Below are 18,837 nucleotides of genomic sequence, written 5' to 3' on the forward strand. Positions count from 1 at the left end.
AATATCCTGGAATTCAAGCCACGGCGCGTGGCGGGAAGATGCGGGTGGGCAGCCATGGAATCAGCGCGATCAACGCGACGGCGACCACGGCAACCAGCAGGTAGAGATCGGCGGCGGTGAGTGCGACCACCTGCGCATGCAGGCGCGCGCCCAGCGACGGCGAGGCGGCAGCGTCCAGCCACGGCGCGTTGCCCAGGCGCTCCACCAGCACGGTGGAATGCAGGTGGTTGCGCGCGGTGGTCACCGCCTCAAGCACGCCCCCGGCCAGCACCGCGGCAAAGCCTTTGACCGTGTTGAACCAGGCCGAGGCGAACGGGCCGTCGGCCGGCGCCAGGCTGCCGGTAGCCAGCAGCAACAACGGCAGCACCGCCATCGGCTGGGCAAGAATCTGCACCAGTTGCAGCAGCACGAAGTTGTCGCGGTTCCAGTCGGTGCCCAGGTGGCTGCCCAGCCAACAGGCCAGCGCCAGCAACGCCAGCCCGGTCGCCTGCACCCAGCGGCAGTCCACCCGGCGCTGATTGAGCAGCGTGGCCACCAACGGCAGTGCCAGCAGCTGTGGAATGGCCACCCACAGCATCAGCGGCGCCGTCTGCAGCGGCCGGTAGCCCTGCACCTGGGCCAGGAAGCTGGACGGAATCAGGATCACCGCCAGCAGCACGAACAGCACCCCGCCCAGGGTGATCAGCGCGTAGCTGAGGTTGCGGTTGGCCAGCAGCTGCAGCTTGAAGAACGGCAGCGGGTGCGACCATTCGTTGTAGAAAAACAGCACGAGCAGGCCACTGCCGCCGCCGAGCAGCGTGCAGATCAGCGGCGAGGCGAACCAGTCCAGCCGTGGCCCCTGCACCAGGCCCAGCACCAGCATCACCAGCGCCGGCAGGCCCAACGCCAAGCCCAACCCGTTGAACTGTGCAAAGCGCTCCAGCCGCAGCGGATCCTGCGGCAGGCCCCAGCCGACCATGGCGATGGCCGCGACGCACCACGGCACGATCTGCCAGAAGGCCCAGTGCCAGCCCACGTATTCCACCCACAGCGCCGCCATCGGCGTGCCCAGGCTGGGCCCGAACGTGGCGGTGAGTGCATAGCCGGCCAGCCCGTACAACTTGATGCCCGGCGGCAGGAAGCGCAGCGCCACGCTCATCAGCAGCGGCGGCAACGCGCCACCGGCCAGGCCCTGCAGCGCGCGCAGGATCAGGAAAGAAGGCAGGTCCGGCGCCAGCGGGCAGAGCACGCCCAGCAGCATGAACGCACCGATCATGCACATCGCAAAGCGACGCAGCGAGAACGTCACCGCACACCACGGCGCGAACGCCATCGCACTGACTGACATCGCCGTGTACACCGCCACGATCCAGCTGCCCGCATCGACGCTGAAGCCCATCGCACCGCGAATGTCGGCCAGCGCGACCTTGGTGACGTTTTCGTTGATGCCCGAGATCAGCACCGCCAGCAGCACGCCGCACAAGCCGACCGCCAGGCGCGGGCTCAGCACGGCCTGCGGCGGCGACGCCGGGGCGGCAGGTGAAGCGGCGGCCGGCACGGGTGCGCTCAGCGCATTCATCGCGCACCGCCGCTAACGGCACAGTGCACGGCATACAGCAGGAACATGGCAACCACTCCACGACGGGGAGCGGCAGTCTAGGCAGTGCGCATGCTGCGAAAAATGCTGTGCCGGCCAATCCTGGAATGCGTCACGCGCACGTCTCGAGGGTCACCCTGCACGCCCCGCCCGCGTCCCCAACTCAGGCCAGGCCTGACTGTGCATCGCACAGGGCTTTGATGCTGCGGCGCAGCCAACGATGCGCCAGATCGCTGTCCAGGCGTGGGTGCCATGCCTGCACCACAACGGCGGTGCTGACCGGAATCGGCAGCTCGAACAGCCGCAGCGGCACGCCCAGCCGTTCCAGCCGGCCCAGCATCACGCTCGGCATCTGCGGCAGGATCAGGTCCGAATCGGCCGCGGCGAAGATCGCCGAATGGAAGGTGGGCATGATCTGCGCCACCCGGCGCTGCAGGCCCTGCGTGGTCAGGTAATCGTCGATCGGCCCATGCGCGCGCCCGCGCCGCGACACCGCGATGTGGTCGTAGGCGACGAACCGCTGCACGGTGATCTCGTCGCCGAACAGCGAGTGGTCCTCGCGCGCGGCCCCGAAGAAGGAGGTACTGAACAGGTTCTGCACCTTGGTGTCGGCGCCGTGCTTGCCGGCGGTGCTGATGTGCAGGTCGATGCGGCCCTGCTGCATGGCATCGTCATCGCCGTCGCCTTCGGGCACGAAGCGCAGCACTGCGCGCGGTGCCTGGGACTGGAACAACTCGCGCATGCGGCCGCCGTAGGTACCCACGAACACATCGTTGGCGCGGATGCTGAAGGTGCGCTCCAGGGTCAGCATGTCGACCTCGCGGCCGGCGTTGAACACCAGGTGCGCCTGTTCGATCACCTCCCGCACCTGCTCGCGCAGTTGCAGCGCGCGCGGGGTGGGCGCCAGCCCCCGGCCCGAGCGCACCAGCACCGGGTCGCCGACCGCCTCGCGGATGCGCCCCAGGGTGCGGCTCATCGCCGGCGCGCTCAGGTTCATCCGCCGCGCAGCGCCGACCACGCTGCCCTCCTCGATCAACACGTCCAGGGCAAGCAGCAGGTTCAGGTCAGGCATGGCGGTGGCACACAGGGAGGATGGCAGTCACTTTACGGCATGCCAATTCGACGATTCATGCGTTTGACGCAATCCATGCCTGCGGCGCACGGCATGGGTGCGCGCGGTGCTTTGCGCGACCATCCCCGTCCCCCCTGCGAGATGCCGCATGTTCACCTCCATCCTGGTCGCCATCGACGGCGGCCCCCAGCACGCCCAGGTGCTGGCACTGGCCGGGTCGCTGGCCACCCCGCACACCCGCCTGCACCTGCTGTGCGTACTGGACCCGGCCTTTGCGCTGGCCGACGATGCCCCGCGCGCCGATCGCACCGAGTACGCGGCCGCCGACGCCCAGCGCCAGCAGGCCGTGCACCTGCTGACCACCGCGCTGGACCAGCTGCGCGAGCGCGGCATCGATGGCGTGGCCAGCCACCCGGCCGGGGAACCGGCCCAGGTCCTGTGCGATTACGCCCGCGAGCACGACTGCGACCTGATTGTCATCGGCCACCGGCATCTTTCCCGGATGGAGCGGTTGTTTGAACGCTCCGTCGGCCAATGGACCATCGACCACGCCCCGTGCCCGGTGCTGGTCGAGGTCCGCGACGCCGGTCCCTGACCCCCTCGCAGGCCGCCCATGCCCTATCGCACCCCCATGTCCCCCACCCGCGTCAGCTACCAGTCGATCGGCAGGCGATGCAATGCCGTCGAGCAACGCCTGCTGTGCGCGCTGCGCCGCGTGGCCGACCCCGCGACCCGCGATGACGCCGTCGCATTGCTGGGCGGCCTTGGCCTGGATGCCGACGGCGTCGGCGCCTTCACTGCGTTGGTGCCACTGCTGCGCACCGGCCACGCGCCGATCGAACTGCTGCAACCCGGCTCGCCGTTCATCGGCGCCACCGAACTGGACCTGCTGGCCTGCGTACGCCGACTCTCGCAATGGCGCCATCCGCGCCCGCGTGCACACCACGACGGCGATGCCATGGTGGCGCTGCGCGACCAGTTGGCCCAGTGCGCCCACGCCGCACGCCAAGCCGACCTTGGCCTGCGCCTGACCACGCTGTCACCGGTGGGCCTGCGCCTGCTCGATCCGGCTGCCTGGGTACGCAGCTGACTGTCGTGCGGGATACGGATCTACGGTTGAGCGTGCGCCTCGGGCAGCCGACCTTCCACCACGCGATTGCGGCCGGCGCGCTTGGCCTCGTACAACGCGGCATCGGTAGCGGCCAGCAACGCGATGGGGTCGGCCGAGGTTACCTGCGCCACGTGCGCCATCCCGATGCTGATGGTGACACCCACGCTGCCGATCGGATCGGCGGTGGCCAGCCGCAACCGCTCCACCGCCAGGCGCATGGTCTCGGCCAGGGCCAGCGCGCCGTCGCGGGTGGTACCTGACACCACCACCGCAAACTCCTCGCCGCCGTAGCGGGCCACCACGTCGGTGCCACGGGTAGCGCATCCGGACAGCGCGGTGGCCACGGCACGCAGGCAGGCGTCGCCCAGCGGGTGGCCGAAGCGGTCGTTGAATTCCTTGAAATGATCGATGTCCACCATCAGCAACGCCATGCCCTGGCCGCTGCGTCGCGCGCGGCTCCACTCCGCCTGCAGCACCTGATCGAACTGGCGGCGGTTGGCCACACCGGTCAGTGCATCCACCCGCGCCAGCACGTTCAACTGATCCTGGCGTTCCATCGCGCGCACCTGCATCACCACCCCGCGCAGGCCCGATCCCAGCGTGGCCAGCGCGAAGCCGACCACGGCCAGGTGCGGGTGTGCCTCCACCATCAAGGCCGACACCACCAGCAAGGCCGCCGGCAGGATCAACGGGCTGCCGGCACGCACGGCCAGGGCCAGGCGGCGCCGCGCGTCCATGGCCACCGCGTCGCCACGGCGCAGCGCCAGGCAGGCCAACAGCAGGAACGGAATGTCGATGATCAGATCGGCCAAGCCGCCGTAGCTGGTCTCGGTGGCGACATGGTTGATGTAGGCCGCCACGCCCATGTACACCCAGGCGAAGGCGGCCAGGGCGCGGAAGAAGATGCGCCGCGATGCGTCCTCGCTGGCCAGGTAGCGCACCAGCGCGAAGGCGGCGATGAACAGGTTTTCGATGTCGAACATCAGGCGCAGGCTGTTGATGCCCTGCTCGGGGGCATCGCTCATCGTGGCGAACGAGAAGGTGTGCACGAAGAACAGATAGCCCAGCAGCAGGGCCAGCGCGCCGTCGATGACCACCAGGTACCACGGCTCGTAACGCGGATGGGCCATCGCAAACGTCAACGGCACCCCGTACAGCACGTACAACAGCATGCTCACCCCGGGGGTTGCATCGGGCGTGCCCAGGCCGATTTCCTGGTACATGTTCAACGCCATGCCACCGGCCCACAGCAGCATGCCGGCGCTCAAGGCCAGCCAACCCACCCGCGCCTCGCTGTGCAGCATCCGCCACAGACAGGCCAAGGCGGCCAACACCGGCGCACCGATCAGGAACGAGAACGACACCGCCTGCGCATGGCCCGGCAACAGCACCAGGGCCAATCCGTGGCACACGATGTACAACGCCGCCAACACAGCTGCCATGCCATCCCCGCCCGGATGCGATGTGGACCCACGATACCGCCTTTGCCGTGCACCCGGTGCAGCCGCGCGTGTCACTTCACAGCGCCTGCACGCGCTCGCCGCTGCGCTCAGCTGCGCGTCAGCGTTTTCACAACAGCCGTGCACACCGCTGCGGCATGGTGCAGGTGAGCCCGCCCTGGAGTAGTCAATGCCGTTGCGTCCCACTGCCACCGTTTCGCTGCTGGTGCTGGCCCTTGCCAGCGCTACGCCCGCATTTGCCCAGCAACCGGCTGCCCTGCCCGCACCGGTTGCCGAAAGCAGCACACCCGCCACCGGCCCGCGTTCGGACCTGCACGCGCAGGTGCTGCTGGATCGCGCGCATTTCTCGCCCGGCCAGATCGACGGGCTGACCGGCTCCAACCAGAAGCGCGCGGTGGCCGGCTTCCAGGCCGCACATGGACTAAAAGTGACCGGCGAGCTGGATGACGCCACCTGGCAGGCGCTGCAGCCGGACGCAACCCCGGTGCTGGCGCGCTACACGCTCACTGCCGAGGATGTGGCCGGCCCGTTCGCGCCCATTCCGAAGAAACCGGCCGAGCAGGCCAAACTGAAGGCGCTTGGCTACGCATCAGTGGACGAGGCGCTGGGCGAACGCTTCCACGCCGCGCCCGAACTGCTGCGCGCGCTCAACCCCGGCGTGGACCTGGCCAAGGCCGGCAGCGAGATCCAGGTGCCCAACATCGCACCGGCGGCGTTGCCCAAGGCGGCCAAGCTGGTGATCGACAAGTCCGATTCCACGCTGCGCCTGTACGACGCGCAGGGCAAGGTGTACGCACAGTTCCCGGTGTCTTCGGGCAGCAAGCACGACCCGCTGCCGATCGGTAAGTGGAAGATCCTGGGCATCTCGCGCGACCCCACCTTCCACTACAACCCCAAGCTGTTCTGGGATGCCAGCAAGAAGGAAAGCAAGGCGCTGTTGCCGCCGGGCCCGAACAACCCGGTGGGCCGGGTCTGGATCGATATTTCCAAGCCGCACTACGGCCTGCACGGGACGCCCGAGCCGGGCCACGTGGGCAAGACCGAATCGCACGGCTGCGTGCGCATGACCAACTGGGACGCGCTGCAGGTGGCCGACGCGGTGGATGCGTCGGTGCCGGTAGTGATGCAGGAGTAACCGGATGAAACTGACCAAGCTGCTGGCACTGGGACTGGTGGTCGGGATTGCCGGCTGGTGGTGGCTGGGCCCGGTGGTGGACGGCCCGCGCGCGGATGCGGACGCCACGCCTGCGGTCCCGGTGCCGCCCCCGGCTGATCCGGCGGCGCTGGCCGCCCCGACCCGGGCGGCGCCAGCGGCCATGGCCAGCAGTGCGGCACCGGCAGCGCCGCTGACGCTTGCTCCGGCTGCGGCACCGGCCCGCCCGGCAGACGGCAGCGCGCTGGTGCTGCCGGTGCAAGGCATCACCGCCGCCCAGCTGCAGGACACCTTCACCGACGCCCGCAGCGAAGGCCGCGTGCACGATGCCATCGACATTCTGGCGCCGGCCGGCACCCCCGTGCTGGCGGTGGCCGATGGCACCATCGAGAAGCTGTTCAACAGCGATCGCGGCGGGCTGACGGTGTACCAGTTCGAGCCCGGCGGGCGGTATTGCTACTACTACGCCCACCTTGAGCGCTATGCCGACGGCCTGGCCGAGAAGCAGACCGTCACCCGCGGCCAGGTGATCGGCTACGTCGGCAGCACCGGCAATGCCAGTCCTGAGGCCCCGCATCTTCATTTCGAGATCCATACCCTGGGCCCGGAAAAGCACTGGTGGAAGGGCGCCTCGCTGAATCCCTACCCGGTGCTGCGCGGCGAGCAGCGGCTGCCCTGAGCCCGCCCGGCGGTGCGGCGGCCCGCTTGAACAGCCGCCGATGGCCGGCCCGCCCCGAAGATGCGAAAATCCCTCCCCCTTTCAGGCTGGCGCATTGGCGCCGGCCGCATACCCGAGATTCCGTGAAGACCCCCCAAGGCTTGCAGGCGCTGATCGACGACGGCGTGATCGATGAAGTGTTGCGCCCGCTCAAGAGCGGCAAGGAAGCGGCCGTGTACGTGGTCCGCAGCGGTGACGACGTGCGCTGTGCCAAGGTCTACAAGGACATGGCCCAACGCAGCTTCCAGCAGCGCGTGCAGTACCAGGAAGGCCGCAAGGTGCGCGGTAGCCGTGAAGCGCGTGCGGTAGGCAAGGCCAGCAAGTACGGTCGCAAGCAGCAGGAAACGGCCTGGAAGAACACCGAGGTGGACGCGCTGTACCAGCTGCGCGACGCCGGTGTGCGCGTGCCCGAACCGCATGGCTACTACCATGGCGTGCTGGTGATGGAGCTGGTGACCGACGCCGACGGCTTTTCCGCCGCGCGCCTGGGCGAAGTGGAGCTGGAGGCCGACCAGGCCCGCGACTTCCACCAGACTCTGGTCCGCCAGGTGGTGCGCATGCTGTGCTGCGGGCTGATCCATGGCGATCTGTCGCCGTACAACGTGCTGGTGGGGCCGGATGGCCCGGTGGTGATCGACTTCCCGCAGGTGGTCAGCGCCGGCGGCAACAATGCCGCGCGCAGCATGCTGCTGCGTGACGTCAACAACCTCACCGCCTACCTGGGGCGTTTCGCGCCGGAGCTGCTGGACAGCTGGTACGGCGAGGAGATGTGGGCGTTGTTCGAGGCCGGCGACCTGCTGCCCGACAGCCCGCTCACCGGCACCTTCGTGCACGACGAAACCACCATCGACCTGGACAGCGTGCGCCACGCCATCAACGATGCGCGCGAAGAAGCGTTGATCCGCCAGCAGGGTCGCGAGGCCGCGGAAGAAGACGAGGATTGAGGCGGCGGTAGAGCCACCCCATGGGTGGCTGTTCCTTGTTCCGGTATCGCGCGCAGCCGACCAACGGTCGGCTCTACCCCTCTGGTGCCGCGCGCAGCCGACCAACGGTCGGCTCTACCCCACTGGTGCTGCGTGCAGCCGACCAACGGTCGGCTCTACGATCAGGCGTGCAGCGCCTTGGCGTGGTGCGCGATGTGGTCGCCGATGAACGTGCTGATGAAGTAGTAGCTGTGGTCGTACCCCGGCTGCAGGCGCAGCTGCAGCGGGTGGCCGGCGGCGGTGCAGGCGGCCTGCAGCCACTGCGGCTGCAGCTGGGTGTCCAGGAATTCATCGCCACCGCCTTGGTCCACCAGTAGCGGCAGCTTTTCTTCGGCGGAGGCGACCAGTTCGCTGGCGTCCCACGCCGCCCAGCCGCTGCGGTCTTCGCCCAGGTACGCGGTGAACGCCTTCTGGCCCCACGGCACGCGGGTGGGTGCCACGATCGGCGAGAACGCCGACACGCTGCGGTAGCGGCCGGGGTTCTTCAGCGCGATCACCAACGCACCGTGGCCGCCCATCGAATGCCCGCTGATGCTGCGCGCACCGCTTGCCGGCAGATGCGCTTCCACCAGTGCCGGCAGTTCGTCCACGATGTAGTCGTACATGCGGTAGTGCGCCGCCCACGGCTGCTCGGTGGCATTGAGGTAGAAGCCCGCGCCCTTGCCCAGGTCGTAGCCCTCGGCGTCGGCCACGTCGTCACCACGCGGGCTGGTGTCCGGCGCTACCAGGATGACCCCATGCTCGGCCGCATAGCGCTGCGCGCCCGCCTTGGTGATGAAGTTCTGCTCGGTGCAGGTCAGCCCGCTCAGCCAGTACAGCACCGGCAGTGTCTGCGTGGCCGCTTGCGGCGGCAGGTACACCGCCACCTTCATCTCGCACCCCAGCACCGCCGAGCGGTGCTGGTACACGTCCTGCCAACCGCCGAAGGCGGCGCGATGTTCGATGCGTTCCATGGAAGTTCCTTCAGGGGCGGTCGCGCACAGGCGCGCCGCCGGTGTTGATGTCATGGTCCAGCTGCGCAAGCAGCTGCAGCAAGGGCTCGCATTCGTCCTGACCATCCAGGTTGCGCCGCGCCGCCACCGCAACCTGGCTCTGCGGCGGCCATTGCCCGTCGCGGCGTGCTTCGTGCAGGCGCGGCAGGAACACCTGCACCAGCCACTGTTCGAAGGGCATCTCGTCGATGCCGAACGGTGAATCGACGTGACGCGGCGCGCCGACCGGCCCCTGCAACCAGCCGAGCGCGCGCAACGCCTGCTCGATCTGGTCGACCAGCGCATCACGCAGCGGCACGGCCGGACGCTTCCAGAAGTCGGTCAGTCCCATGGGCCGCTCAGTAATGCACCACCGAGCGGATCGACTTGCCTTCGTGCATCAGCTCGAAGGCCTCGTTGATCTGCTCCAGGTCCATGGTGTGGGTGACGAACGGCGCCAGTTCGATGTCGCCCTTCATGGCGTCTTCGACCATGCCCGGCAGCTGGCTGCGGCCCTTCACGCCGCCGAAGGCGGTGCCCTTCCACGAGCGGCCGGTGACCAGCTGGAACGGACGGGTCGAGATTTCCTGACCCGAGCCGGCCACGCCGATGATCACCGACTGGCCCCAGCCACGGTGCGCGCATTCCAGTGCCGCACGCATCACGTTGACGTTGCCGATGCACTCGAAGGTGTGGTCCACGCCCCAGGTGGTCATCTCCACGATCACCTGCTGGATCGGCTTGTCGAAGTCCTTCGGGTTGACGCAGTCGGTGGCACCGAACTGCTTGGCCAGGTCGAACTTGGACGGGTTGGTGTCGATGGCGAAGATGCGGCCGGCCTTGGCCTGGCGCGCGCCCTGGATCACCGCCAGGCCGATGCCGCCCAGCCCGAACACGGCCACCGAATCGCCTTCCTGCACCTTGGCGGTGTTGTGCACCGCGCCGATGCCGGTGGTGACGCCGCAGCCCAGCAGGCACACGTGTTCCGGGTTCGCCTCGGGGTTGATCTTGGCCAGCGAGACCTCGGCCACCACGGTGTACTCGCTGAAGGTCGAGCAGCCCATGTAGTGGTAGATCGGCTCGCCGTTGTAGCTGAAGCGGGTGGTGCCATCGGGCATCACGCCCTTGCCCTGCGTGGCGCGTACGGCCACGCACAGGTTGGTCTTGCCCGAGGTACAGAACAGGCACTCACCGCATTCGGCGGTATACAGCGGAATGACGTGGTCGCCCGGCGCGACGCTGGTGACGCCCTCGCCCACTTCCACCACGATGCCGGCGCCTTCATGGCCCAGCACGGCCGGGAACAGGCCTTCCGGATCATCGCCGGACAGGGTGAACGCATCGGTATGGCAGACACCGGTATGGGTGATCTTGACCAGCACTTCGCCCTTCTTCGGCGGGGCGACGTCGATCTCGACGATCTTCAACGGCTGGCCGGGACCAAACGCTACAGCGGCACGGGATTTCATCGGGAACTCTCCAAGGCAAGGAACAAGACAGGTGCGCGCGCGGGTAGCCGCGCGCTTATTTCAGGTAGGAACGGATCAGCGCGCTCATGTCGCGCACACGCTCGGCGCGCTGCGCATCGGACTGCGCCGGCTGGCCGAATTCTTCACGCAGGTGGGCTTCCATCACTTCGGACATCAGCCCGTTGACCGCACCGCGGATCGCCGCGATCTGCTGCAGCACCGGCCCGCACTCGGCCCCGGCGTCCAGCGCCCGGTCCAGCGCATCGCACTGGCCGCGGATGCGGCGCACGCGGGCCAGGACCTTCTTCTTTTCTTCCGGGGAGTGCGGCACGGGCAAATGACCAGAGAACTATACTGGGGGATAGTATACACAACCGCTCGCGCGGGTCACTGCGCGGTTGCTTCGGCGCAGGCCATGGGCTAGAACGGGGCTCCCCCTCGTGAACCGCCCGCATGGACCGCCACGCATTCTGGACCCTCATCGAGCAGGCCCGGCAGGACGCCCCGTCGCCGGACGCCCTGCCCGCGCTGCTGACCCAGCGCCTGGCCGCACAGGACGCCGATGCCCTCCTGCGCTGGTGCGGGTATTTCCAGATTTACCATGCCCTGTCATACAAGAGCCGGTTGTGGGCGGCGGCCTACATCATCACCGACGGCTGCAGCGACGATGGCTTCGATTACTTCCGCGGCTGGCTGATCGGGCAGGGTCAGGCGTGCTTCCTGGCCGCCCTGCGCGACCCCGATTCCCTGGCCGCCCATCCGCTGGGCGCTACGCCGGCGGAGGGCGAAGGCATGCTTGCGGTGGGAGGCGCGGCCTGGTTTCAGCACCAGGGCATGGAGCCGGACCATGTCGCGCTGGGCGAGGCAATGCGCGCGCACGCGCCGAGTGCAGCCGACCACGCCGCGCTCATGGCCACGATCCACTACGCCGCCGATATCGATGCGCCGTGGGACGACGTCGATGGCGACGTGGAGGCGCTGGTGCCGCGGTTGGCGGCGCGGTTCGGCTGAGGCAGAAACCTCCTACCCTTCGCTGTCGCCCTCGCCAAACGCCTTGCTACGCAACCAGTCCAGCACGTCCCGGTGCAACTCAAGCGCCTGTGCCTCAGTGGGCGTACTCCACAGGCTGTGCCGCATGCCGGGCACCTCCACGTAGCGGAAGGTAACGCCCGCCCCCTGCATCGCCGTGGCCAGCTTACGTGCCGACGCCACCGGCACCGAGCCGTCGCGCTCACCGTGCACCACCAGCAATGGGGCACGCAGATCCCGCAGCACGTTGGCCTCCACCGCATCCAGGCGACCGGCCCAGACCGCGAAGGTGTTGGCCTCGCCCATCCAGTCCTTGCCGGGCACCGGCTCGGCGCGAATGGTGTCCATCCTGGCGCGCAGTTCCTGGCGGCAGGTGGTTGGCGTGCCGTTGGCTCCACACACCATGTCCTGCATCGATTCGGCCATCGGTGTCCCGCCGCCGAAGCCGATCAGCGCCACCGCCGTAGTCTGCGGCGCGTACGCGGCCAGCTGCGCGCCGATGCGCCCCCCATCGGAGAATCCCCAGATCCACAGCGCGCCGTTCCACCACGGTGCGTGGCGGTGCAGATACTGCAACGCACGCAGGTGATCAATAACGCGTTGATCCAGGGTGTAGTGCTGGCGGAACGCGTCGCTGCAGTGGAACTCCGGGCCGATGTCGATGCCACCGTCGGCAGTGCGCGGCGGGACGACGGTGCCGGGCTTTTCGATCACGGCCAAGGCGAAAGGATGCGGGCCGTCCACCTGCTGCTGAAGCCACGCCACGCTGTCGTTGAGCGTGGACGGAATGCACAGCGAGCCATCGATGAAGACCAGCAACGGCACCTTTCCCGCCGACGCAGGCCGGTGCACCTGTACATCCAGAAGGGTTCCGTCCACGCGGGGTACGCTCAGCTGCTCATGCAGCGGCGACGCGCTTGCCGCGCCCAGGCACAGCACGCCGACAATTGCCCAGGTGACACGATGAATCGCGTTGATCATGGTGCATCCATTGGCGGTGTCATTCCGCTGCGAACGTCAGCGCGCGCCGCGCACGGAGCGGCGTTTGCGTGCGCGCGGCGTCGGGCGGAAACAGGCTGATGTAACCGGCAGCGATCGCCCGGTCACGCAGGCGCGTGCCCACGCCCTCGGCCGCGACGATGGCCACATGGGTGACGCGCCCCTGCGGGTCCACGTCCATCTGCCATTCCACCCGTCCCACCCAATCCGCGGGCGAAATGTCCGCGTCGTAGTTGGGGCGGCCGTACACATAGGCGATGGCGGGGTCGCGCATGTACGGTGAATCATCCAGCGTGCGATCCACCCGCACGGTAGCGCTGGCATGGCGTCCATCGCCCAGCCACGTGTCCACCGTCCACTGCCCGGGCGCGCCGTCGTGGCCCAGCTCTGCGGGGAAACACTGCTTGCGGCCGCGATAGTCGGCATGGGTGCTGCGGGACACCTCCATGCCAGCCCCGTCGCGGATCGCCAGGGTCAGGCCCTGCACATCGGTATCGTGCGCATTCGCCGCGACGCACACCTGGTGCACCGGACCACCTTCCAGAACGAACTGCCGCGTCTGTTGCCGTGCCAACGCCCCCACCGGTGTCCTGGCCCACAGAAATTCGATGTAGATGGCCTCGGTACTTGCGGCCTGGCTGGCCTGCGCCGCCGGGCTTGCCAGCAGCAGTATCGGCAGCCCGCACCGGATCGTGCTCATCACTGCGTGTGCGCCGCGCATCTCCACTCCCGTCCGTGGTTGGTGGCATTGATGATGGCCTGCTTGGCACGGCACTGACAACCGATGCCTACCGGCCCGGCTCAGTCGAACGCACCGGCATCGGCCAATGTCGCCAGCGCATCCACCACGTAACGCACCTTCGGGCGCAGGTGCCGGGTCTGCGGCCATAGCGCGTGGATCTCCACATGGTGCTGCATGCACTGGCCGAGCACCTGCTGCAACGCGCCCGTCTGCAGGTGCCGCTTCACCAGGAAGTGCGGCATCTGGCAGATGCCCAGGCCGGCGATGGCCGCCTCGATCACGGCATCGCCATCGTTGAGTTGGTGGGTGCCGCTGGGAATGAAGCGCGCTTGCCCCGCGTCTTCTCCGATCCGCCACGCCACCGGCTGGCCGTACCGATAGCCGACGATGCTGCGATGCGCATGCAGGTCGTCCACGGTGGCGGGCGTGCCGTGCCTGTCCAGGTAGGCCGGCGACGCGCAGGTGATCAGCTGCTGGGTGCCCAGCCGTCGCGCAACCAGGTGCTGGGCCTGGTCCAGCCCACCGAAGCGGATCAACAGGTCGATGCCTTCTTCGACCGGGTCCACGAAGTGGTCGGTGAAGGTCATGGTGAGCTGCAGTTCGGGGTGTTCGGCACAGATGCGCAGCAGCACCGGCAGGATCATCAGCCGCCCGAACGAGGACGGCATGTCGATGCGCAGGCGCCCTGCCGGCAGGTGCGAGGCCGAGCCCAGGCACGCCTCGGCCGAGGCGATCTCTTCCAGCGCGGTGGCGCAGGAGGCGAAGTAGGCCTGGCCATCGGCGGTGAGCGAAATGCGCCGCGTGGTGCGATGGAACAGCCGCACGCCCAGGCGCTCCTCCAGCCGCGCGATCGCCTTGCCCACCGCCGAGCGCGAGATGCCCAGGGTCTCGGCCGCTTCGGTGAACGTGGCCGAGCGCGCCGTGGTGACGAAGGTGACGAGCCCGTTCAACGATTCCACTGGCAGCATCACCGCGCTCCATTGGGGACACAATGTCCCACTTGCTGGGAAATTGAAGTCCTTTATGCGCCTCCAGGTCAACCCTATCTTGAAGGGGTCGCGCCGCTGGCGCCCCCTTCCCCACGAGTTCCGCCTTATGACCGCCCTGCTCTTCCAGCCCTACGACCTCGCCGGCACCCCCCTGCGCAACCGCATCGCGATGGCGCCGATGACCCGCGCACGCAACCCCGGCACCGTGGCCAACGCCCTCACCGCGCAGTACTACCGGCAGCGCGCCAGTGCCGGGCTGATCATCAGCGAAGGCACCCCGGTGTCGCCGCAGGGCCAGGGCTACATCGACGTGCCGGGCATGTGGTCGGCCGAACAGGTGGACGGCTGGAAGCCGGTCACCGCTGCCGTGCATGCCGAAGGGGGCGTCATCTTCGCCCAGCTCTGGCACGTCGGCCGCATGTCGCACGCCTCACTGCAGCCCGACGGCGGCCAGCCGGTCAGCGCGGGCACCCGCCCGGTGGCGAGCGACCCGAAGAGCAGCGCGTTCGTGTACCGCGAGGACGGCAGCCGTGGGCAGGCCGATCCGACCCCGCCGCGTGCCCTGCGCACCGACGAGCTGCCCGGCATCGTCGACGACTTCGCGCGCGCGGCCGACAACGCGATCGCCGCCGGTTTCGACGGCATCGAACTGCACGCGGCCAACGGCTACCTGTTCGAACAGTTCCTCAACCCGGTCACCAATGACCGCACCGACGGCTACGGCGGCACGCTGCAGAACCGCGCGCGCCTGATCCTGGAGACCGTCGACGCGATGGTCGCGCGGATCGGGTCGCACCGCGTGGGCGTGCGGCTGGCACCGAACAACCTGCAGTTCGACATGCCCGAGTACGTCGGCAACGAAGCGGCGTATCTGTACCTGGCGCAGGAACTGGGCAAGCGCGGCCTGGCCTACGTGCACCTCAACGACAACCATGCACGGGGCGTGTCGGTCCTGAGCGAGGCGTTCCTGCGCACGTTCAAGCAGAGCTACGGCGGCACCCTGATCCTGGCCGGCAGCCTCACCCGCGCGCGCGCGCTGCGACTGGTGGACGAGGGCATCATCGATCTGGCGGCGTTCGGCCAGCCGTTCATCGCCAACCCGGACCTGGTGGCGCGGCTGGAGCGCGATGTGGCGCTGGCGGTGCCGGATCGGGCCACGTATTACGGCGGTGGGGCGGAGGGGTATACCGATTACCCGGTTGCCGGCTGATCATGGGGCCGGCGCGGGCGTGGTGATTCCGTGGGTGCGTGCAGCCACCCATGGGGTGGCTCTACCTTCCGCCCGCGCGGGGTTATCGCAACAGCAGGCCGCGCCAGGGGTTGGGTACGTCGCCCATCAGGGCCACCACCGCCTGGTCCAGTTGCCCGGCGTCGGCCAGGGTCGCCACCGGGTGCGCACGCAGGTGCGGCGGCAACGGCGCCGGCATCCGTCCGGCGTCCAACGCCAGCAGATGGTCGGCGAGCTGGCGGAAGTCCGCGTCGCTGAGTGCAGCAGGCCCAGGCATGGCCGCCGTCATGCCTGCACGTAGGGAATGCGCTCGTTGATGCGCGCGAAGCCGATCACCTGGCGGATCAGTGCATCGGCCTGGTCTTCGTGCAGTGCGCCGTCGGCGATGGCCTCGGTTTGCCCGAACCACGTTTCCAGTGCCTGCACCTGGTCGGCACGCAGCCACGCGCGGTGCGTGCCCAGCCAACGCTGCAGGTTGTCGGCCAGCGCGCCGTCGTCCAGCAGCGAATCCTCCAGGTCCAGCACCGACTCCACCATCTTGCGGAACAGGAAGTCCTGGTAGTTCGCGGCCAGCAGGTCGGCGCGGTCGTCGTCGTGCCAGACCAGCAGCACCGGCGGTTCGGCAAAGCCGGGTGCGTTGGTCCAGAAACAGTACACATCGCCGGCACCGGTTTCGGCAAACGGCAGCAACTGCATGTCCGCCCGCAGCGGGTTGTAGTGGTCGGCGGCAGTCAGGTCCGACCACGCCTCGTGCAGCCGCTCGCGCGCGATCGGCTCGTAGTCGTAGGCATACAGCAGCACCGGCGGTGCGGCCTGCAGCGCCGGAAACACGACCTTGAACCACTCCGGGTGCGGGCCACCAAAGCCCAGCCGATCCTCGGCGTCCAGCTGCCGGTAGAGCGGCGGGAAGGCTTGGCCGGTGGCCTGTTCGATATCGGAAAGCGTGTGCATGCAGGATCCATGAAGCCGAAGAGAGGCGCGCTCAGCGCGCGGTGTAACGATAGACCACGCTGGACGAAGAAGGGCGTGCAATCGACTGCCCGGACACGGCGACCACCGGCAGCGCATAGCTGCCATCGCGCATCACGCCGGCATGCTCGACGCGCGCATGGCCTGCCCGCCGCGACGCCAGCGTGGCGTGCAGGCGTGGCTCAATGCGAGCGCCTGCGCGGCTAGGCGGTGGTGTCGCGCACCATGTCCACGAATGCGCGCAGCGCCGACGACATCTGCCGTTGCCGCGGGTAATACAGCACGAAGCCGGGGAACGGTTCGCTCCAGTCTTCCAGCACCGCCACCAGGCGGCCATCGTCCAGGTACGGGCGCGCGGAGTCTTCCAGCACGTAGGCCAGGCCAAGGCCGTCGAGCACGGCCTGCAGGATGGTGTGCTGGTCGCCCAGGGTGAGCCGGCCGGGAACGTCCACTTCCAGTTCCTGGCCGTCGCGTTCGAACTGCCACTTGTACAGATGGCCGCTGGCGAAACGGAAGCGCACGCACTCATGCTGCGCCAGTTCGTGCGGATGCGCTGGAATGCCGCGGCGCTGCAGGTAGGACGGCGCGCCCACGATCAGGCCGCGCAACGGCGGGCCCAGCGGCACCGCCACCATGTCTTCGGGCACTGATTCATGCAGGCGCACGCCGGCATCGAATCCCTTGGCGACGATATCCACCAGGCCATCGTCCTGCGCCAGTTCGATGCGCACGTCGGGGTGGGCCTGCAGGAACCGCGCCAGGCGCGGGCCGAGCTGGGTCTGCACGGCGGCGCGAGTGGCGTTGATACGCAGCAGGCCGGCCGGGGCGGCGCGGAAGTGATTCATTTCCTCCAGCGCGTCATGCACCTGATCCAGGGCCGGCTGCAGCCGTTCGAGCAGGCGCTGGCCGGCCTCGGTGAGGGCCACGCTGCGGGTGGTGCGATGGAACAGGCCCACCCCCAGCCGTTCTTCCAGCGCGCGGATCGCATAGCTCACCGCCGAGGTGGACAGGGCCAGCTCGGCGCCCGCCTTACGGAAGCTGCGGTGGCGGGCCACGGCGGCGAAGGCGGCCAAATGGGTCAGATTGTCAGTGGCCATGATTATCCCGTTTTACTTGATGAATCATGCCGATATCCTGACTGTTTGTGCACGGGATCGGGGCGTATTGTAAAGCGCCTTTCTACAAACCTGCCAAGGATTCCCCATGTCCCTCGCCCATGGTTATGCGGTGCACGACCAGACCGCCCCGCTGGTGCCGTTCTCCTTCGAACGTCGCCCGGCCGGTCCCGATGACGTCCGCATCGAGATTCTCTTCAGCGGCATCTGCCACTCCGATCTGCACCAGGCCCGCGACGATTGGGGCGGCGCGATGTTCCCGATGGTGCCCGGCCACGAGATCATCGGCCGCGTGACCGAGGTCGGTGCCAATGTCACCCGCTTCAAGGTCGGCGACTTCGCCGGCGTCGGCTGCATGGTCGATTCGTGCCGCCACTGCGCGGCCTGCGATGAAGATCTGGAGCAGTACTGCGAGAAGGGTGCCACCTACACCTACAACAGCACCGAGCGTGATGGCGGCCAGCCGACCTTCGGCGGTTACTCCGACCACATCGTGGTCGAGCAGCGCTTCGTGGTGAAGGTGTCCGAGAAGCTGGACCTGAAGGCCGCTGCACCGCTGCTGTGCGCCGGCATCACCACCTATTCGCCGCTGCGCCATTGGAAGGTCGGCCCCGGTCAGAAGGTCGGCGTGATCGGTCTGGGTGGCCTGGGCCACATGGGCGTGAAGTTCGCCAAGGCGATGGGCGCCACGGTGGTGATGATCACCACCACCCCCGAAAAGGGCGCCGATGCCAAGCGCCTGGGTGCCGATGAAGTGCTGGTCTCACGTGATCCGGCGCAGATGAAGGCGCATGCCGGCAGCTTCGATTTCCTGCTCAACACAATCCCGGTGGGTCACGACACCAACCCGTACATGGCGTTGCTCAAGCGTGATGCCACCATGTGCCTGGTCGGCGTGCTGACCGAGCTGGATCCGCCGCCGACCGGCGTCAGCGTGATCTTCGGCCGCAAGCACATCACCGGTTCGGCGATTGGTGGCATGGCCGAAACGCAGGAAATGATGGACTTCTGTGCCGAGCACAACATCGTCAGCGATGTGGAAGTGATCGACATCAAGACCGTCAACGAAGCCTGGGAACGCATGGCGAAGAATGACGTGCGCTACCGCTTCGTGATCGACATGGCCACGCTGGAAAAAGCGGCCTGATCCTTCCGCACAGGCATGAAAAAACCCCGGCAATACCGGGGTTTTTTTTCAGCTGTACGCGTGTGGTCGGGCAGTCCAGGCGCCGCATGGATCCTGCTGTGTATTC

Annotated in this window: 21 protein-coding genes; 8 read left to right on the forward strand and 13 right to left on the reverse strand. The window is 68.1% G+C overall.

The window, feature by feature from the left end; translation table 11 throughout:
- Nucleotides 1–13: 13 nt before the first annotated feature.
- Both ACZ0AE_RS16665 and ACZ0AE_RS16670 read right to left on the reverse strand, forming a co-directional pair.
- The gene (locus ACZ0AE_RS16665) at nt 14–1,558 is read right to left on the reverse strand and encodes an MFS transporter (RefSeq protein ID WP_463601659.1); all 1,545 of its coding nucleotides are present in this window, start codon (nt 1,556–1,558) and stop codon (nt 14–16) included.
- A gap of 181 nt (nt 1,559–1,739) precedes the next feature.
- Nucleotides 1,740–2,648: a LysR family transcriptional regulator gene (locus tag ACZ0AE_RS16670; protein ID WP_463601660.1), complete on the reverse strand. Its 909-nt coding sequence runs from the start codon at nt 2,646–2,648 to the stop codon at nt 1,740–1,742.
- A 148-nt stretch (nt 2,649–2,796) separates the two neighbouring features.
- Here ACZ0AE_RS16670 and ACZ0AE_RS16675 point away from each other — a divergent pair, with 148 nt between their 5' ends.
- The gene (locus ACZ0AE_RS16675) at nt 2,797–3,243 is read left to right on the forward strand and encodes a universal stress protein (RefSeq protein ID WP_038686308.1); all 447 of its coding nucleotides are present in this window, start codon (nt 2,797–2,799) and stop codon (nt 3,241–3,243) included.
- 36 nt (nt 3,244–3,279) lie between these two features.
- Nucleotides 3,280–3,738: a hypothetical protein gene (locus tag ACZ0AE_RS16680; RefSeq protein ID WP_244880175.1), complete on the forward strand. Its 459-nt coding sequence runs from the start codon at nt 3,280–3,282 to the stop codon at nt 3,736–3,738.
- 20 nt (nt 3,739–3,758) lie between these two features.
- Here ACZ0AE_RS16680 and ACZ0AE_RS16685 read toward each other — a convergent pair whose 3' ends face one another.
- Complete coding sequence (locus ACZ0AE_RS16685) at nt 3,759–5,201, reverse strand: GGDEF domain-containing protein (RefSeq protein ID WP_463601661.1); 1,443 nt, start codon at nt 5,199–5,201, stop codon at nt 3,759–3,761.
- A 187-nt stretch (nt 5,202–5,388) separates the two neighbouring features.
- On the opposite strand from ACZ0AE_RS16685, the gene ACZ0AE_RS16690 reads away from it, so the two are divergent.
- The 3 genes from ACZ0AE_RS16690 (at nt 5,389) to ACZ0AE_RS16700 (ending at nt 8,034) form a co-directional block, all read left to right on the forward strand.
- On the forward strand, nt 5,389–6,354 hold the full coding sequence (locus tag ACZ0AE_RS16690) for a L,D-transpeptidase family protein (protein ID WP_463601662.1): 966 nt from the start codon (nt 5,389–5,391) through the stop codon (nt 6,352–6,354).
- A 4-nt stretch (nt 6,355–6,358) separates the two neighbouring features.
- Nucleotides 6,359–7,051 carry a M23 family metallopeptidase gene (locus tag ACZ0AE_RS16695; protein WP_463601663.1) on the forward strand — a complete coding sequence of 231 codons (693 nt, stop codon included), beginning with the start codon at nt 6,359–6,361 and terminating at the stop codon, nt 7,049–7,051.
- A 122-nt stretch (nt 7,052–7,173) separates the two neighbouring features.
- Nucleotides 7,174–8,034: a PA4780 family RIO1-like protein kinase gene (locus ACZ0AE_RS16700; RefSeq protein WP_038686301.1), complete on the forward strand. Its 861-nt coding sequence runs from the start codon at nt 7,174–7,176 to the stop codon at nt 8,032–8,034.
- A gap of 161 nt (nt 8,035–8,195) precedes the next feature.
- On the opposite strand, the gene fghA is transcribed toward ACZ0AE_RS16700, so the two are convergent.
- Genes fghA through ACZ0AE_RS16720 form a run of 4 tightly spaced genes read right to left on the reverse strand, consistent with a single transcriptional unit; the run spans nt 8,196 to nt 10,844 of the window.
- Entirely contained in the window at nt 8,196–9,026 is an 831-nt protein-coding gene (gene fghA / locus ACZ0AE_RS16705) for an S-formylglutathione hydrolase (protein WP_463601664.1), read from the reverse strand.
- 10 nt (nt 9,027–9,036) lie between these two features.
- Entirely contained in the window at nt 9,037–9,396 is a 360-nt protein-coding gene (locus ACZ0AE_RS16710) for a YqcC family protein (protein ID WP_463601665.1), read from the reverse strand.
- 7 nt (nt 9,397–9,403) lie between these two features.
- A complete protein-coding gene (locus tag ACZ0AE_RS16715) occupies nt 9,404–10,513 on the reverse strand; it encodes an S-(hydroxymethyl)glutathione dehydrogenase/class III alcohol dehydrogenase (protein WP_137190334.1) in 1,110 nt (369 codons plus the stop codon).
- A gap of 55 nt (nt 10,514–10,568) precedes the next feature.
- Nucleotides 10,569–10,844: a metal/formaldehyde-sensitive transcriptional repressor gene (locus tag ACZ0AE_RS16720; protein WP_038691827.1), complete on the reverse strand. Its 276-nt coding sequence runs from the start codon at nt 10,842–10,844 to the stop codon at nt 10,569–10,571.
- Between the two features lie 122 nt (nt 10,845–10,966).
- Here ACZ0AE_RS16720 and ACZ0AE_RS16725 point away from each other — a divergent pair, with 122 nt between their 5' ends.
- On the forward strand, nt 10,967–11,524 hold the full coding sequence (locus ACZ0AE_RS16725) for a DUF4240 domain-containing protein (RefSeq protein ID WP_463601666.1): 558 nt from the start codon (nt 10,967–10,969) through the stop codon (nt 11,522–11,524).
- Between the two features lie 12 nt (nt 11,525–11,536).
- Here the strand turns inward: ACZ0AE_RS16725 and ACZ0AE_RS16730 are convergent, their stop codons facing one another.
- The 3 genes from ACZ0AE_RS16730 to ACZ0AE_RS16740 form a co-directional block, all read right to left on the reverse strand.
- Nucleotides 11,537–12,523, reverse strand: a complete 987-nt coding sequence (locus ACZ0AE_RS16730; RefSeq protein WP_463601667.1) for an alpha/beta hydrolase family protein — start codon at nt 12,521–12,523, stop codon at nt 11,537–11,539.
- Between the two features lie 19 nt (nt 12,524–12,542).
- Nucleotides 12,543–13,262, reverse strand: coding sequence for a hypothetical protein (locus ACZ0AE_RS16735; protein WP_244880174.1), 720 nt, complete (start codon nt 13,260–13,262; stop codon nt 12,543–12,545).
- Nucleotides 13,263–13,342: 80 nt separating this feature from the next.
- A complete protein-coding gene (locus ACZ0AE_RS16740) occupies nt 13,343–14,251 on the reverse strand; it encodes a LysR family transcriptional regulator (RefSeq protein ID WP_463601668.1) in 909 nt (302 codons plus the stop codon).
- Between the two features lie 127 nt (nt 14,252–14,378).
- Between ACZ0AE_RS16740 and ACZ0AE_RS16745 the strand changes: the two genes are divergently transcribed.
- A complete protein-coding gene (locus tag ACZ0AE_RS16745; RefSeq protein WP_463601669.1) occupies nt 14,379–15,482 on the forward strand; it encodes an alkene reductase in 1,104 nt (367 codons plus the stop codon).
- A gap of 82 nt (nt 15,483–15,564) precedes the next feature.
- Here the strand turns inward: ACZ0AE_RS16745 and ACZ0AE_RS16750 are convergent, their stop codons facing one another.
- From ACZ0AE_RS16750 to ACZ0AE_RS16760, 3 genes are all read right to left on the reverse strand, one after another.
- Nucleotides 15,565–15,777, reverse strand: coding sequence for a hypothetical protein (locus ACZ0AE_RS16750; protein ID WP_463601670.1), 213 nt, complete (start codon nt 15,775–15,777; stop codon nt 15,565–15,567).
- An 8-nt stretch (nt 15,778–15,785) separates the two neighbouring features.
- Nucleotides 15,786–16,451: an SMI1/KNR4 family protein gene (locus ACZ0AE_RS16755; protein ID WP_463601671.1), complete on the reverse strand. Its 666-nt coding sequence runs from the start codon at nt 16,449–16,451 to the stop codon at nt 15,786–15,788.
- 221 nt (nt 16,452–16,672) lie between these two features.
- Nucleotides 16,673–17,566 (reverse strand): LysR family transcriptional regulator, encoded by an 894-nt coding sequence (locus tag ACZ0AE_RS16760; RefSeq protein ID WP_038686281.1) that lies wholly within the window; start codon nt 17,564–17,566, stop codon nt 16,673–16,675.
- A gap of 106 nt (nt 17,567–17,672) precedes the next feature.
- Here ACZ0AE_RS16760 and ACZ0AE_RS16765 point away from each other — a divergent pair, with 106 nt between their 5' ends.
- On the forward strand, nt 17,673–18,731 hold the full coding sequence (locus ACZ0AE_RS16765) for an NAD(P)-dependent alcohol dehydrogenase (RefSeq protein WP_447595680.1): 1,059 nt from the start codon (nt 17,673–17,675) through the stop codon (nt 18,729–18,731).
- Nucleotides 18,732–18,837 lie beyond the last annotated feature (106 nt).

This window comes from Stenotrophomonas sp. AC248 (genome assembly GCF_979258185.1).